This window comes from Pseudomonas sp. DCB_AW, assembly GCF_026240895.1.
GTDB classification, from domain to species: domain Bacteria; phylum Pseudomonadota; class Gammaproteobacteria; order Pseudomonadales; family Pseudomonadaceae; genus Aquipseudomonas; species Aquipseudomonas kermanshahensis.
This window is the reverse complement of sequence record NZ_JAPFCE010000027.1, coordinates 1-14,753: the sequence shown is the minus strand read 5'-3', so window position 1 is coordinate 14,753 and position 14,753 is coordinate 1. Positions and strand designations below refer to the sequence as shown.

9 protein-coding genes and 2 pseudogenes are annotated in these 14,753 nt (G+C 63.3%); 7 read left to right on the top strand and 4 right to left on the bottom strand.

Features of this window, described 5'->3' with window-relative positions; translation table 11 throughout:
- The first annotated feature begins 43 nt into the window (after nucleotides 1-43).
- The gene (locus OO306_RS15985; protein ID WP_265969308.1) at nucleotides 44-1,192 is read left to right on the top strand and encodes a pyridoxal phosphate-dependent aminotransferase; all 1,149 of its coding nucleotides are present in this window, start codon (nucleotides 44-46) and stop codon (nucleotides 1,190-1,192) included.
- Entirely contained in the window at nucleotides 1,180-1,971 is a 792-nt protein-coding gene (locus tag OO306_RS15980; protein WP_085272641.1) for an amidohydrolase, read from the top strand. Before OO306_RS15985 ends, OO306_RS15980 begins: the two co-directional genes overlap by 13 nt.
- Nucleotides 1,972-2,084: 113 nt before the next feature.
- Here OO306_RS15980 and OO306_RS15975 read toward each other — a convergent pair whose 3' ends face one another.
- The gene (locus tag OO306_RS15975; RefSeq protein WP_265969307.1) at nucleotides 2,085-4,640 is read right to left on the bottom strand and encodes a sulfite reductase flavoprotein subunit alpha; all 2,556 of its coding nucleotides are present in this window, start codon (nucleotides 4,638-4,640) and stop codon (nucleotides 2,085-2,087) included.
- Between the two features lie 260 nt (nucleotides 4,641-4,900).
- Complete coding sequence (locus OO306_RS15970) at nucleotides 4,901-7,207, bottom strand: TonB-dependent siderophore receptor (RefSeq protein ID WP_099428375.1); 2,307 nt, start codon at nucleotides 7,205-7,207, stop codon at nucleotides 4,901-4,903.
- Between the two features lie 221 nt (nucleotides 7,208-7,428).
- On the opposite strand from OO306_RS15970, the gene OO306_RS15965 reads away from it, so the two are divergent.
- Nucleotides 7,429-8,109, top strand: a complete 681-nt coding sequence (locus tag OO306_RS15965; protein WP_027595559.1) for a Fe2+-dependent dioxygenase — start codon at nucleotides 7,429-7,431, stop codon at nucleotides 8,107-8,109.
- A gap of 3 nt (nucleotides 8,110-8,112) precedes the next feature.
- On the top strand, nucleotides 8,113-8,862 hold the full coding sequence (locus OO306_RS15960; protein WP_265969306.1) for a tetratricopeptide repeat protein: 750 nt from the start codon (nucleotides 8,113-8,115) through the stop codon (nucleotides 8,860-8,862).
- A gap of 154 nt (nucleotides 8,863-9,016) precedes the next feature.
- On the opposite strand, the gene OO306_RS15955 is transcribed toward OO306_RS15960, so the two are convergent.
- Nucleotides 9,017-10,180, bottom strand: coding sequence for a type III PLP-dependent enzyme (locus tag OO306_RS15955; RefSeq protein WP_027595561.1), 1,164 nt, complete (start codon nucleotides 10,178-10,180; stop codon nucleotides 9,017-9,019).
- A gap of 505 nt (nucleotides 10,181-10,685) precedes the next feature.
- Here OO306_RS15955 and OO306_RS15950 point away from each other — a divergent pair.
- From OO306_RS15950 to OO306_RS15940, 3 genes and pseudogenes are all read left to right on the top strand, one after another.
- Complete coding sequence (locus OO306_RS15950) at nucleotides 10,686-11,168, top strand: sigma-70 family RNA polymerase sigma factor (RefSeq protein ID WP_027595562.1); 483 nt, start codon at nucleotides 10,686-10,688, stop codon at nucleotides 11,166-11,168.
- Between the two features lie 17 nt (nucleotides 11,169-11,185).
- On the top strand, nucleotides 11,186-12,148 hold the full coding sequence (locus tag OO306_RS15945) for a FecR family protein (RefSeq protein ID WP_265969305.1): 963 nt from the start codon (nucleotides 11,186-11,188) through the stop codon (nucleotides 12,146-12,148).
- Nucleotides 12,149-12,256: 108 nt separating this feature from the next.
- Nucleotides 12,257-14,629 (top strand): annotated as a pseudogene (locus tag OO306_RS15940) (TonB-dependent siderophore receptor); the annotation flags it as partial.
- A 33-nt stretch (nucleotides 14,630-14,662) separates the two neighbouring features.
- Here OO306_RS15940 and OO306_RS28345 read toward each other — a convergent pair.
- A pseudogene (locus OO306_RS28345) lies at nucleotides 14,663-14,752 on the bottom strand (glycerol-3-phosphate acyltransferase); the annotation flags it as partial.
- Nucleotide 14,753: the final 1 nt, after the last annotated feature.

Here is a 14,753-nt window from a genome sequence, read left to right as displayed (position 1 = left end):
GGACTCCACCCCGTGCCGGATAAACCCCAGGAAAGAGGGCTCCATGATCCGCAGCAAACTGCCGAATGTCGGCACGACCATCTTCACCACCATGTCCCAGCTCGCCGTGCAGACCGGTGCGCTCAACCTTTCCCAAGGCTTCCCCGACTTCAACGGCCCGCAGGCGTTGCTCGATGCAGTGGGCCGGAATGTGGCCGCCGGGCATAACCAGTACGCGCCAATGACTGGCCTGCCGGCCCTGCGCCAGCAGGTAGCGGCCAAGGTCGCACGGTTGTATGGCGCGCAGGTGGATGCCGATCACGAAGTGACCATCACCCCAGGTGCCACCGAGGCAATCTTTTGCGCCATTCAGGCGGTGATCCAGGCCGGTGACGAAGTCATCGTCTTCGACCCGTGCTATGACAGCTACGAGCCGTCGGTGGAGCTGGCCGGTGGCCGTTGTGTGCATGTGCAACTGAGCGACGGCGACTTCCGTATCGACTGGCAGCGGTTCAGCGATGCCCTCAGCCCGCGTACACGCATGGTCATCCTCAACTCGCCGCACAACCCCAGCGGCGCACTGATCACCCGTGAAGACCTGGACCAGCTGGCGCAGCTGATCGCTGATCGCGATATCTACCTGGTCAGCGACGAAGTCTACGAGCACCTGGTCTATGACGGCGTACGCCACGCCAGCGTGCTGGCCCATGCCGAGCTCTATAACCGTGCCTTCGTGGTCAGTTCGTTCGGCAAGACCTACCATGTGACCGGTTGGAAAACCGGCTACGTGATCGCGCCACCGGCCCTGAGCGCCGAGCTGCGCAAGGTGCACCAGTACGTCAATTTCTGCGGCGTCACGCCGTTGCAGTGCGCGCTGGCCGACTTCATGGCCGAGCACCCCGAGCACCTCGATGAACTGCCAGGCTTCTACCAGGCCAAGCGCGACCTGTTCTGCGATTTGCTCGAAGGTTCGCGCTTCAGTTTCCGCCGCACGGCCGGCACGTATTTCCAGCTGGTGGACTACTCGCAGATCCGCCCGGACCTGAACGATGTCGAGATGTCGTTGTGGCTGACCCGTGAGCACGGCGTGGCGACCATTCCGGTGTCGGTGTTCTACCAGCAACCCATCCCCGAGCAACGCCTGGTGCGCCTGTGCTTTGCCAAACGTGAGGAGACGCTGCGTCAGGCGGCGGAAAAACTATGCGCGATCTGAGTACACTGCCCGACCTGAAAATCGCCTTGGTGCAGACCACCCTGGCCTGGCACGACCGCGAGGCCAATTATGCGCACTTCGAGGAACTGCTGAAGCAAGTGGGTGAGGTGGACCTGGTGATCCTGCCAGAGATGTTCACCACCGGCTTCTCGATGGAGTCCGAAAGCCTGGCCGAGCCCGAGAACGGCCCGACCTACAAATGGCTCAAGGCCCAGGCGAAGAAGTACAACGCGGTGATCACCGGCAGCGTGATCATCCAGGCCGCCGATGGCAGCCACCGCAATCGCCTGCTGTGGGCGCGCCCGGACGGTGAGATCTTGCACTACGACAAGCGCCACCTGTTCCGCATGGCGGGCGAGCACAAGCATTACACCCCCGGTGAGCGTCAGGTGCAGTTCGAGATCAAGGGCTGGCGGGTGCGCCCGTTGATCTGCTACGACCTGCGCTTCCCGGTGTGGAGCCGTGATGCCCAGGACACCGACCTGTTGCTGTACACCGCCAATTGGCCGGCGGCGCGCCGCCAGCACTGGAACCGACTGCTGCCGGCGCGGGGCATCGAGAACCTGTGCTTTGTCGCGGCGGTGAACCGCGTGGGCACCGATGGCAAAGGCTTCGCCTATTCCGGTGACAGCCAGGTACTGGACTTCCAGGGCGAGAGCCTGCTCAGTGCTGGCGAAGCGGACGGGGTGTTCACGGTGGTGTTGAGAGCGGCGGAGCTGGCGGCATACCGGGCCAAGTTCCCGGCGAACCTGGATGCCGATACCTTCGAGCTGCACTAACAGCCTGCACTGGCCCTTTCGCAGCACAAGGCTGCTCCTACACGTTATGCGCTACACCTGTAGGAGCAGCCTTGTGCTGCGAAAGGGCCAGATGCCTTTACATCAATATCTGATCAGTACACATCCCGCCGATACCGCCCATCCTCGATCAGTTGCTGTACAACGGCTTCACCAAGCATGCCCTTGAGCGCCGCATCAACGCCGGCCGCCATGCCCTGCAAGCTGCCGCAGACATACACACAGGCGCCATCCGCCACCCAGCGTTTGAACGCTTCAGCCTGCTGCAGCAACACATCCTGCACATACACCTTCTCGGCCTGATCCCGCGAAAACGCCAGGTCCAGGCGTGCCAAATCGCCGCTGTCGAGCCAGCCTTGCAGTTCGCTGCCGCACAGCAGGTCATGCGCGCGGTTACGTTCACCGAACAGCAGCCAATTGCGTTGTTCGCCCGCGTTGACCCGCGCGCGCAGCAGGCTGCGCAGGCCAGCCAGGCCAGTACCGTTGCCGATCAGAATCATCGGCACCGGCGATTCGGGCAGGTGGAAGCCACTGTTGCGGCGCATGCGCACGTTCAGCAGGCCATTCACCGGCAGGTACTCGGTCAGCCAACCAGACCCCAGCCCGAAATTGCCATCCGGGTGACGTTCCTGGCGCACGATCAATTCCAATACACCATCACTGGCGATCGAAGCGATGGAGTATTCACGCGTGCCGATCGGTACCAGCGCATCGACCAGCGCCTGTGCGTGCAAGCCCACCAACTGATCGCGCCGGCTGGGCAACTGACGGCTGGCCAGCGCCTGACCCAGGGTCTCGCTCAGGCCGTCGAGCTGTACGGTTGCGTTGGCATCCAGGCCTAGGCCGTCGAGGAAGGCGTCGACCCGCGGCTGAGCATTGCGCGGCAGGATTTCCACCAGGTCGCCGGCCTGCCAGCTGGCAGGCTCCTCGGGGCGCAGGCCGATCAGGTAAACCGGCAAGCCCTGGCTGCCCGGGTTCATCAACTCACGCTGCACCAGCGTCCAGTTGCCGAAACTCGGCGGCTGCCAGGCCGTGACCGGCTGGGCCCCCGTCAGCTGCGCCAGTGCCTGTTGCCATTGCTGCAGCGCCGCCTGGTCGGCGTTGTCCACCTCCACCGGGCTGAACGCTGTGCTGGCGCCGCGTTCACCCAACCAGGCCTGCAGGCGACGGGCAAAGCCGCAGAAGTGTGGGTATTGGCGGTCGCCCAGGGCGAGCACGGCATAGTGCAGGTTGTTCAACGCCCAGGGTTGGCCAAGCACCTTGCGCTCGAACGCGCGGGCGCTATCTGGCGCTTCGCCGTCGCCGAAGGTACTGACCACGAACAAGGCGCGGCGGGCCTGGCGCAGGTCATCCTCGCCCAGCTCGGCCAAGGCGCGGACTTGCACCGGCAGGCCAGCCGCCTGCAGTTGCCCGGCACTTTGCCAAGCCAGCTGTTCGGCGAAGCCGCTCTGGCTGGCAAAGCCGATCAGCCAGCTGTCGCTGCCAGCCTGGGTGCTGTCGACGCCGCCTCGGGCAGCGCGAACCTGGCGTTTCTTGCGGCGGCGGTCAAGGTACAGCAGCCAGCCGGTGACGAAGAACAGCGGCATGGTCAGGCTGGCGAGGGTGACGATGATCCGGCCCGGCAAGCCGAAGTATTCGCCCACGTGCAGGGCGTAAACGCTCTGCAGCAACTGCGCCTTGAAGGATTTATCGGTGTAGCGGTCGTGGCTTTTCACCTGGCCGGTGGCCGGGTCGAGGACCAGCGTGTTGAACGCGCGCGGGTGCGCGGCATCGTCCAGCAGGTAGAACAGGTTGGCCGGCTGGCCACCCGCCGGTGGCAGGCGAAGGTTGTACATGGCCAGGCCCGGGCCTGCGGCCTCTTTGAGGTTGGCCCAGATGGCGTCGTAGTCGACCACCAGCGGCGGTGCGTTCTTGTCGACCTTCTGTGGCCCGTGGCGGCCACGGCCTTCGCCGCGTTTTTGCTGCTGGCCCGCTGCCGGCGCATCGGCCAGCAGCTTGTTCAGGCCTTCGCGATACCATTCATAGGACCAGAACAGGCCGGTGAGGGCGAACAGCAGGTAGAACAGCAGGCACCAGGTACCGGCCACGGCATGCAGGTCCCAGTTGAAGGCGCGGCCTTTCTTGGCCCACTCGAAGGTCAGCCAGACCCGCCAGTTGAGCGCCTTGCGCGGCCAGCGCAGGTACAGGCCGGAGAGGCAGAAGAAGATCAGCATCAGGGTGCAGGCACCGGTGATCTGCCGGCCGCTGTCGCCCATGGCCAGGAACCTGTGCAGGTTGAGCATCAGGTTGAAGAAGTCCTGCCCGGCCACTTCACCCTTGAGCTCGCCGGTGTACGGGTCGGCATAACGCAGCTCACCACGGCGCTGGCCCGGCGGCGGGGTGAAGAAGATCCGCGCAGCATTGCCTTCGTGCAGGTCCACCCACAGCATCGCGACCTTGTCGCCTCGCGCGGCCTCGACCCGCTGCACCAGTTCGGCGGGCGGCAACACGCCCTCGGGGCGTACTTCGACCTTCAGCACATCGGCATTGAAGGCCCGCAGCAGTTCTTCCTGAAACGACCAGATCGCCCCGGTGATGCCCATCAAGGCCAGCACCAGGCCAGCGGTGATGCCAAAGAACCAGTGCAATTGGAACAGCGTCTTCTTCACCACATCGATCACCTTGTGTAGCTGCCGCAGCCTGCGCGGTGTGCATTATGCCTTGATACGCAAAAGCCCCGCTCAATGAACGGGGCAGGGGTGGGTGTTGTTTACCGGTTGTATGTAGCCTGTGCCGGCCTCTTCGCGGCTAAAGCCGCTCCCACAGGGACACCACGAAACTCGAGGTCAGTGGAATACCTGTGGGAGCGGCTTTAGCCGCGAAAGGGCCGGCACAGGCACAGCCCATTCAACAGATCAACCCAATCCCGACATCAGAAGTGGACGCTGGTGGTCAACAGAGCAGTCCGCCCAGCCGCCTGGTTGGCGAAGTGGGTGGAGAACGCCTTGTCGTAGTACACCTCGTTGGTCAGGTTCTGCACGTTCAGCTGCAGGTCGACGTTCTTGGTCAGCTTGTAGGCGGCCATGGCGTCGTAGCGCACGTAGCTGTCGACCATGGTGGTGTTGGCCACACTGCCGTACACGTCATCCACATAGAACGCGCCACCCCCGACGGTCAGCTTCGGCGTGATCGAGTACGTGGTCCACAGGCTGGCGCTGTTGTTTGGCGTGTTCGGCAGTTGGTTGCCATCGTTGGCCTTGCCCAGCGGGCCGCCATCGATCTGGCGCGCCTGCATGTAGGTGTAGCCGGCAAAGACCTGCCACTTGTCAGTGAGCTTGCCGCTGGCCGACAGCTCGATACCCTGCACGCGGGTTTCGCCGACGTTTTCGTAGGTGGTGGTGTCCACCTGAACGCGGGCGTTTTCCTTCTCGGTGCGGAACAGCGCGGCGGCCAGGGACAGGCGCTGGTCGAGCAGGTCCCACTTGGTGCCGATCTCGTAGTTGGTGGTTTCTTCCGGCTCCATGTCGCTGCTCAGCAGGTTGCCGGCGCGGTCGCTGGTGTTGCCCAGAGGGTTGCCTTCGGTGCCCTCGCCGAGCATCGCGCCGGGTGGCGTCGCGGAGGTGGCGTAGGAGACATAGATGCTGCCGTTTTCGGCCGGTTTCCAGACCAGGCCCAGTTGGCCGGTGATGAACTCGCTGGTATCACGGCCCTTGGAGGCCACGCCCTTGGCGTTGACCACGGTGGCGCCAGCGGCATCGTAGGTGCGGTACTGGGTATCGAAGTGGTCGTAGCGCAGGCCCATGTTCAGCAGCCAGTCAGGCGTCAGCTCCAAGGTGTCGAAGACGTACAGAGCGCGGGTGTTGCTCTTGGTGTCGGTGCCGGCGTAGTTGCGCGAGATCGCGCCATTCCACGGATCATCCGGGTTCGGATTGCTCAACGAGGTGCAGTTGTAGCCGCTGTTGGCGCCGATCAGGCTCGGGTTGCACGTCGAGGCAGTAGAGCCCCCCGTGTTGGTATCAACGGTGTACGACGAACGCTTGCTCTCTTCCCGGCTCAGCTCGATGCCGGTGGAGAAGCTGTTCTTCATCCCGCCCACATAGAACTCACCAAACAGGTCGGTCTGGTTGGTGGTGGTGGCGGTGTTGCCAACGCGGCTGTTGGCGCGGCGCCAGACGCTGCCGTTGTTGACGTTGCCCTTGCTGTCGTCGGGCTGGGTCAGGATGTAGTCCTGCATGCTGTTGCCGTGACGCAGGGTGTTCTTGATGGTCAGCGCGTCGGTCAGGTCGTGCTCGATCGCGAAGGTGGCGATGTCGACGCGGCTCTTGCGGAAGTCGCGGCCGGTGAGGCCATAGAAGTTGTCGCTGTCACCACCATCGTACGGTTTGCTCGGGTGCGCCGAGGTACGGGCGCCGCTACCACCGGTAGGAATGGTGTACGGGATGCCGGAATCCGGCAGGTCGTCGCTTTCCAGGTGGTAGTAGTCGAGGTTGACGCGGGTCGGGGTGCCCAGGCCGAAAGCCAGGGACGGGGCGATGCCCCAGCGGTCGTAGTTGACCTTGTCGCGGCCGGCGACGTTGCTCTCGTGGGTCATCAAATTGAGACGACCGGCCACTGTGTCGCTGAACTGGTAGTTGCCATCGAAGGTGTAGCGTTGGGTCTGGTCACTGCCCCAGGTCCAGGCGCCATCCAGCGAGTTGCCCAGGTGCGCGCGCTTGCTCACCAGGTTGATGGTGCCGCCTGCTGCGCCACGGCCACCGATGGCCGAGTTAGGGCCCTTGGCCACTTCCACCGACTCGATGGCGAAGATCTCGCGGGTTTGCGCGCCGGTATCGCGTACGCCGTCCAGGTAGGTGTCGCCCTGGGCGTCGAAGCCGCGGATGAATGGCCGGTCACCTTGCGGGTTGCCGCCTTCACCGGCACCAAAGGTGATGCCAGGTACCGTGCGCAGGGCGTCCTGCAGGCTGAGGGCGTTGGTGTCCTTGATGACCTGTTGCGGGATCACCGTGACCGAGCGTGGGGTGTCTACCAGCGGCGCGGTGTACTTCTGCGATGAGGCCTTCTCGACCTTGTAGTCGGTGCTGGCTTGTTCGGCCTTGCCGTTGACGCTGGTGGCGTCAAGGGTGACAGCGTTGTTGGCGGCAGGCTCGGCAGCGTAGGCGGTCGAAGCAGTGATGGCGACGCCGATGGCGGTCACGATCAGGCGTGGTGAACTCACAGCAGATGGCACGTAGTGACGCATTGGTAAGGACCTTCCCCAAGGTGATAAGGCGGCGGATCTTAATGTAAGCAATTGTGACTAACAATTGAGAGTCGTTACCATTCGTGAAGAATTTACAATCTTTACAGTTTGCCCTTACGGTTTTCAGTGGCTGAAACGTCTTAAGCGGCGAATGGGGCTTGTAGTATGTAAAAGGGAATCAATATCATTGACGCCTTTACATTTGCCCAGGTGCCGCCGCCATGCTGCTTCACATACCCGGCCTGTTCGATGCCGACGAACTCACGCGTATCCGCGAGGCGCTGGAGCAGGCTGATTGGGCCGATGGCAAGGTCACTGCCGGGTATCAATCGGCCAAGGCCAAGCACAACCTGCAGTTGCCTGAAGGCCACCCGCTGGCGAAGGAGCTGGGCAGCGCGCTGATCGACCGCCTGTGGAACACGCCGCGCTTCATGTCAGCAGCGCTGCCGCACAAGGTGTTTCCACCGCTGATCAACTGCTACCGCGAAGGCGGCAACTTCGGCTTCCACATCGACAATGCATTGCGCCAGCCCAAGGGCAGCCCGGAGCGCGTGCGTACCGACCTGTCCTCGACGCTGTTCCTCAGCGACCCGGACAGCTACGACGGCGGCGAACTGGTGATTCAGGACACTTACGGCGTGCAGCAGGTCAAGTTGGCAGCTGGCGACCTGGTGCTGTACCCCGGCACCAGCCTGCACAAGGTCAACCCGGTGACCCGCGGCCAGCGTTATGCGGCGTTTTTCTGGACGCAGAGCCTGGTGCGCGAGGACAGCCAGCGTGCGCTGCTGTTCGAGATGGACAATGCCATCCAGCAACTCACCGCCGATGTGCCCGATCACCCATCGCTGCTGCAGTTGACGGGGACTTACCACAACCTGCTGCGCCGCTGGGCTGAGGTCTGAACCGTGTCATACCCGTTGCGTCGTGAAGAAGTGGTGGATGTTGCAGGGCTCAAGGCCATGCTCGAAGACAGCCCCGGCAAGGCGGCCCAGGCGATCCTGGCAGCAGCGGGGGAGGGGGTGGTTGAGGCGCAGTTGCTGCTGGGGCAGATTCTGCTCGATGGGCGCGGTATCGAGCAGGATGTAGACCTGGCTCGGCGCTGGTTCGCCATTGCCACGGAGGGAGGCAGTGTCATGGCCTGCAACATGCTGGGGCGCTGCCTGGAGCATGGTTGGGGCGGTGAAGCCAGCCTGACGCAGGCGGCCATTCACTATGCCCGGGCGGCAGACGCCGGGCTGGACTGGGGCCTTTACAATCTGGGCAACCTACTGGCCACCGGGCGCGGGGTGCCGGCCAATCAGGCCCAGGCCTTGGTCTGTTACGAGAAGGCCGCGCAGTTGGGGCATGCCAAGTCGATGAACCTGTACGGGCGTTACCTGGAGCAGGGCATTGCCACGGCGGCAAGCCCGGCGCGGGCGGTGCGCTGGTATCGGCGTTCGGCCGAGGCGGGGGACTTTCGCGGGATGTTCAGTTTGGCGATGGTGCTGGTCGAGCGGGGGCAACTGACTGAAGCCGGGCCTTGGCTGGAGCGGGCGCGGGTTGAGGGGAATGTGAATTTCTTGCGCAGTGCGGTGGCTACATTGCGTGGGGCTGGGCCGTTGCTGGCGGGGTATGCAGCAGGGTATGCCGAGGAACTCGAACAGCGCGGGGAATGATGTCTAGACTGCTGGCCTCTTCGCGGGGCAAGCCCGCTCCCACAAGTTATCTGTTGCCTGTGGCACATCAGGGGCCTGTGGGAGCGGGCTTGCCCCGCGAAGAGGCCGGCACTGACGCACACATGAAAACGGGGCCTTGCGGCCCCGTTGTTCATTACAGGTAGTAGGCCTTCAGCGGCGGGAAGCCGTTGAATTCCACCGCGCTGTAGCTGGTGGTGTAGGCACCGGTCGACAGCCAGTACAGGCGGTCACCGATCGCCAGGTTCAGCGGCAGGCCGTACTTGTAGTGCTCGTACATGATGTCGGCGCTGTCGCACGTCGGGCCGGCGATGACCACTTCTTCCATCTCGCCTTTCTTCTCGGTCCAGATCGGGAACTTGATGGACTCGTCCATGGTTTCGATCAGGCCCGAGAACTTGCCCACGTCGGTGTACACCCAGCGCTCGACCGCGGTGCGCGACTTGCGCGCCACCAGCACCACTTCGCTGACCAGGATGCCGGCGTTGGCGATCAGCGAACGGCCTGGCTCGAGGATGATTTCCGGCAGGTCGTCACCGAAGTCTTCCTTCAGGAAGCGGATGATTTCTTCGGCGTAGGTTTCGAGGCTGTTGGTACGGGTGATGTAGTTGGCCGGGAAGCCGCCACCCATGTTGATCAGCTTCAGTTCGATGCCGTCTTCTTCTTTCAGGCGTTCGAAGATCACCTTGACCTTGGCGATGGCAGCGTCCCAGACGCTGATGTCGCGCTGCTGCGATCCCACGTGGAAGGAAATGCCGTAGGGCACCAGGCCCAGGTCGCGGGCGAGGATCAGCAGGTCCATGGCCATGTCGGTCTGGCAGCCGAATTTGCGCGACAGCGGCCAGTCGGCAGTGGTCGAGCCTTCGGTGAGGATACGCACGTAAACCTTGGAGCCCGGTGCGGCCTTGGCGATGTTGCGCAGGTCGGCTTCCGAGTCGGTGGCATACAGGCGCACGCCCTTCTCGTAGAAGTAGCGGATGTCCTTGGACTTCTTGATGGTGTTGCCGTAGCTGATGCGGTCGGCGCTGACGCCACGGTCCATCACTTTGTCCAGCTCGTAGATCGAGGCGATGTCGAAGCTCGAACCTTTTTCTTTGAGCAGGTCGATGATCTCGACCGCCGGGTTGGCCTTGACCGCGTAGTAGACCTTGGCGAATTCGAAACCGGCGCGCAGGTCGTCATAGGCCTGGCTGATCATCTGGGTATCGATGAGTACGAACGGGGTTTCCTGCTTGTCGGCGAACGCCTTCATTTTCTGGAAGGTGTCACGCGCGAAATAGTCTTCGACCTGGATCGACATGCTCAGGGACTCCATGGGCAAACTGAAAAGATAAGTGGCTGCAAACTGAACGTCCTCCGTATCCCCACTTTGGTTCGCCTACTCAGTACTTGAGCCGGATGGATCGTTTCCAGCATGGACGTTCGGCGCGCACTTTAGGGCGTGAAGAATGCAAGATCAACAGGCAATCCGGGCGTGTTCGTCGCGGATCGACGACCTGCCATTTGAATAACCGACTCATGTGACCGGCAGATGTTCCCCTGGGGTTCGCAAGCGTAAAAAATTGTGGAATAGACCGTGTTGTCCCTTTCGCGGGTAAACCCGCTCCCACAGGGATTACGCTATTCCTGTGGGAGCGGGTTTACCCGCGAAGGGGCCGGTGGTGTTCATATTTATGGCCACGATTTGCTGGCACTTCCGTCCAGGAAATCCGCAAAAATTTTTTGTTACCGACTGGCGGATTTGCCGGTTTTGATGAGAAACATTACTATTCGCACCCTTGTCTGCCTCCCTGACGACCCCCACCGTGTCCGCACACAAAGGCTTCCTCGACCACTACCATGAGCTGATCGGCACCTGGACGCGCAAGCTGCGCAGTCGCCAGCAGGCCGAGGACCTCACGCACGATGCCTTCGTCAGGGTTCTGGAGAACCCCCGCGAGCAGGTCGAGCAGCCACGCGCTTACCTGCACCAGACGGCGCGCAACATTGCCGTGGATGGTTTTCGCCGCGAGGACCGGCGCCAGGCGCTGGAAGTGTTCGATGAAAGCAGCACAAGCAGCAGCGGCGACCCCGAAGCCTATGTGCACGCCCTGGAGCTGGCCGACAGCGTCGAACGGGCGCTGGCCGAATTGCCCCTCAACTGCCGCCGGGTGTTCATCTGGCAGAAGCTCGAAGGCCTGACCCAGGCCGAGATCGCTCAGCGCATGGGCTTGAGCAAGAACATGGTCGAAAAGTATATGATCCGCACGCTCCGACACCTGCGTGAACACCTGGATGTGTCGGGATGATGAGTCAGGAGACCTCGATGAAACAGCACGGCACCGACACCGTCCGCGAGCAGGCGGCCGAATGGTTCGCCCGCGTGCAGGACGCGCCGCGGGATGCCGAGCTGCAGGCGCGCTTGCACACCTGGTTGGCAGTGGACCCGCGCCATCGCGATGAATTCGAGCAGCTTGCCAGCCTGTGGCGCGCCGCCGACTTCATTCCACGCCAGCGCCTCGAGGCGCTGTGCCAAGCAGAGCCCGTGCATCAACTGCCACGGCGGCGCCTGGTACGCCAGGCACTGGCGGCCGGGGTGGCGGTGGTTGCCCTGGGGGTGGCCTGGAGTGGCTGGCAGTACCAGCGCCTCAACCACCAGGGCCAGCTGCAGACCGCCTTTGCCGAACGTCGGCAGGTCGAGTTGCCGGATGGATCGCAACTGACGCTGAACGGCGGCACGCAACTGCAGGTCGATTTCAGCGCCGGGCGTCGGCACATCCAGCTGAATGCCGGCGAAGCGATGTTCATCGTGGCCCACGACAGCAGCCGGCCGTTTGTGGTCGACACCGCCCAAGGCAGCGTGACCGTCACCGGCACCCGCTTCGATGTGCGCCTGGACCCGGCCGCCACCCGCGTGGCGGTGGAGCAGGGTTCGGTGCGTGTGCAGGGCAAGGATGCCTCGCAGGCGCAACTGACGGCCGGCCTGGGCGCGCATATAGATGCTCAAGGCAAGGTGACGCCTCCCTACGCGGTCAATGCCGCCGCGCTCACCGCCTGGCGCCAGGGCAAGCTGGTGTTCGACAACGCCACCCTGGCCGAGGTGGTGGCCGAAGTGTCGCGCTACCGCACTGAGCCGCTGCGCGTTGCCCCCGGCAAGGTGGCGCAGTTGCGCCTGTCTAGCACCTTCAGCAGCGACGACACCGATGCCTTGTTGCGCGCCTTGCCGAGCATTCTGCCGGTGGCCATCAAAGCCCATGAAGACGGTTCTCGCGAAATAATCGCGAAATAGATTCAGGTTTTTTTCAGCCCGTTCGTCTTCCTCGCCAGCTGCAACTGCCAAGCATTTCCATTTGCATGCGGTTGGCGTTTATCCCGAACTTCAGGATGTCTTGACGACGTGAACAACAACAAGCCTTTCCCACGCGTGCGCGCCCTGGCGCTGGCCCTTGCGGTCAGTGCCGTGGCCGTCAACAGCCAGGCCGAGCAGGCCGGCACTGCCATTCAGATCCAGGCGCAACCGCTGGCTTCGGCGCTAAGCCAGCTGGGCCAGCAAACCAACCTGCAGCTGTTCTACAGCCCGGAACTCGTGGCCGGTAAACAGGCCCCGGCAGTGTCCGGCAACCTGGCGCCGGTGCAGGCGCTGCAACAGTTGCTGCAAGGCAGCGGGCTGACGTTCGAGGTGTCGCAGGACACCGTGGTGGTCAAGCCACTGCCCACCACGCTCGACCTGGGCAGCGGTAGCCTGGAGCTGGCGCCCACCGACATCAAGGTTGTCGGCGACTGGCTGGGCGATGCTGACCAGGCCGTGGTCCAGAACCACCCAGGCGCGCGCACCGTGGTGCGGCGTGAGGCCATGGTGGAGAAGGGCGCGATGAACGTGCGTGACGTGCTGCGCGGTATCCCTGGCGTACAGGTGCAGGATTCCAATGGCACCGGTGGCAGCGACCTTTCACTGAACGTTGGCGTGCGCGGCCTGACCTCGCGTTTGTCACCACGCTCGACCGTGTTGATCGATGGCATCCCGGCTGCCTTCGCCCCCTATGGCCAGCCGCAGTTGTCGATGGCGCCGATCTCTTCGGGCAACCTCGACAGCATCGACGTGGTCCGCGGTGCCGGCTCTGTGCGCTATGGCCCGCAGAACGTCGGTGGGGTGATCAACTTCGTCACCCGGGCAATCCCGGAGCAGGCCTCGGCGCAACTTTCCACCACCCTGGAAACCTCGCAGCACGGCGGCTGGAAGCACACCGAATCGGCCTTCGTCGGCGGCACCGCCGACAACGGCATGGGCGTTGCGCTGTTGTACACCGGGGTGAACGGCAACGGCTACCGCGAGAGCAACAACGGCAACGACATCGACGACGTCATCCTCAAGACCCACTGGGCGCCGACCGACGTCGACGAGTTCTGGCTCAACTTCCACTACTACGATGGCCGTGCCGACATGCCCGGTGGCCTGACCCAGGCTCAGTACGACAGCAACCCGTACCAGTCGCTGCGTGACTACGACTACTTTGCCGGCCGGCGCAAGGACGTGTCGTTCAAGTGGCAGCGCCAGCTCGACGACGCCACCCAGTTCGAAGTGCTGACCTACTACACCGACAGTTTTCGCGGCAGTGCCATCGCCTCGCGTGACATGAAGACCCTGTCCTCGTACCCGCGCAACTACCACACCTTCGCCATCGAGCCGCGGGTGTCGCGGATCTTCTTCGCCGGCCCGACCACCCAGGAAGTCAGTGTTGGTTATCGCTACCTGAAAGAAGCCATGCGCGAGCAGTCGACCCGCCTGGCGCTGATCGACAACGTACCGACGTCGACCCCGACCTCCGATGGCCACGTGTTCCAGGACCGCAGCGGCGGCACCGAAGCCAGCGCCTACTACATCGATGACAAGATCGACGTTGGCAACTGGACCATCACCCCGGGCGTGCGTTTCGAGCACATCAACACCGACTGGCGCGACCGCCCGGTGCTGGACGCCAACAACCGCCCGGTGGCGGAGAAAAAGCGCAGCATCACCAGCAACGAGCCGCTGCCGGCGCTGAGTGTGATGTACCACCTCTCCGATGCCTGGAAGGTGTTCGCCAACTACGAGACCTCGTTCGGCAGCCTGCAGTACTTCCAGCTGGGCCAAGGCGGCACCGGCAACAGCACGGCCAATGGCCTGGAACCGGAAAAGGCCAAGACCTACGAGGTCGGGACGCGTTATGACAATGGCGGCTTCGCCGGTGAGCTGACAGCGTTCTACATCGACTTCGATGACGAGCTGCAGTACATCAGCAACGATGTCGGTTGGACCAACCTGGGCGCCACCAAGCACCAAGGGATCGAGGCGTCGGTGCGCTATGACCTGGCCGGGCTGGATGCACGGCTGGAGGGGCTGTCGGTCAATGGCGGCTATACCTATACCCGCGCGACCTACGAGGGGGAGATTCCTGGCTTCAAGGGCCGTGATCTGCCGTTCTATTCACGCCAGGTGGCCACTGCCGGCGTGCGTTACGCGGTCAACCACTGGACCTGGAACCTGGACGCTTACGCCCAATCCAAGCAGCGCGCGCCGGGTACCGGTATCAATGCCGATGGCAGCTTCAATGGCGACTACATCACCGAGCCGAGCGCCGATGGGCAGTATGGCGACATTCCGGGCTACGTGACCTGGCATGCCCGCGGTGGGTACGACTTCGGGCCGAAGCTGTCCAACCTGACGCTGGCGGCGGGGGTGAAGAACCTGTTCGACAAGCAGTACTTCACCCGCTCCAGCGATAACAATGCCAACCCAGGCCTGCTCCTGCAGGTCGAGGCCGGCAGCGCGGGCAAGCAATACGGGCAACAAGCCCTTGCACAGGTCGCCAAGCAGGGTCAGGATCGCCAGCTTGCGGCCTGCCAGGCGAAGCATG

Coding starts and splice junctions, on each gene's coding strand:
- OO306_RS15980 (WP_085272641.1), top strand. CDS start 1,180: ATGCGCGATCTGAGTACACTGCCCGACCTGAAAATCGCCTTGGTGCAG.
- OO306_RS15945 (WP_265969305.1), top strand. CDS start 11,186: ATGAAACAGCACGGCACCGACACCGTCCGCGAGCAGGCGGCCGAATGG.
- OO306_RS15985 (WP_265969308.1), top strand. CDS start 44: ATGATCCGCAGCAAACTGCCGAATGTCGGCACGACCATCTTCACCACC.
- OO306_RS15965 (WP_027595559.1), top strand. CDS start 7,429: ATGCTGCTTCACATACCCGGCCTGTTCGATGCCGACGAACTCACGCGT.
- OO306_RS15970 (WP_099428375.1), bottom strand. CDS start 7,207: ATGCGTCACTACGTGCCATCTGCTGTGAGTTCACCACGCCTGATCGTG.
- OO306_RS15955 (WP_027595561.1), bottom strand. CDS start 10,180: ATGTCGATCCAGGTCGAAGACTATTTCGCGCGTGACACCTTCCAGAAA.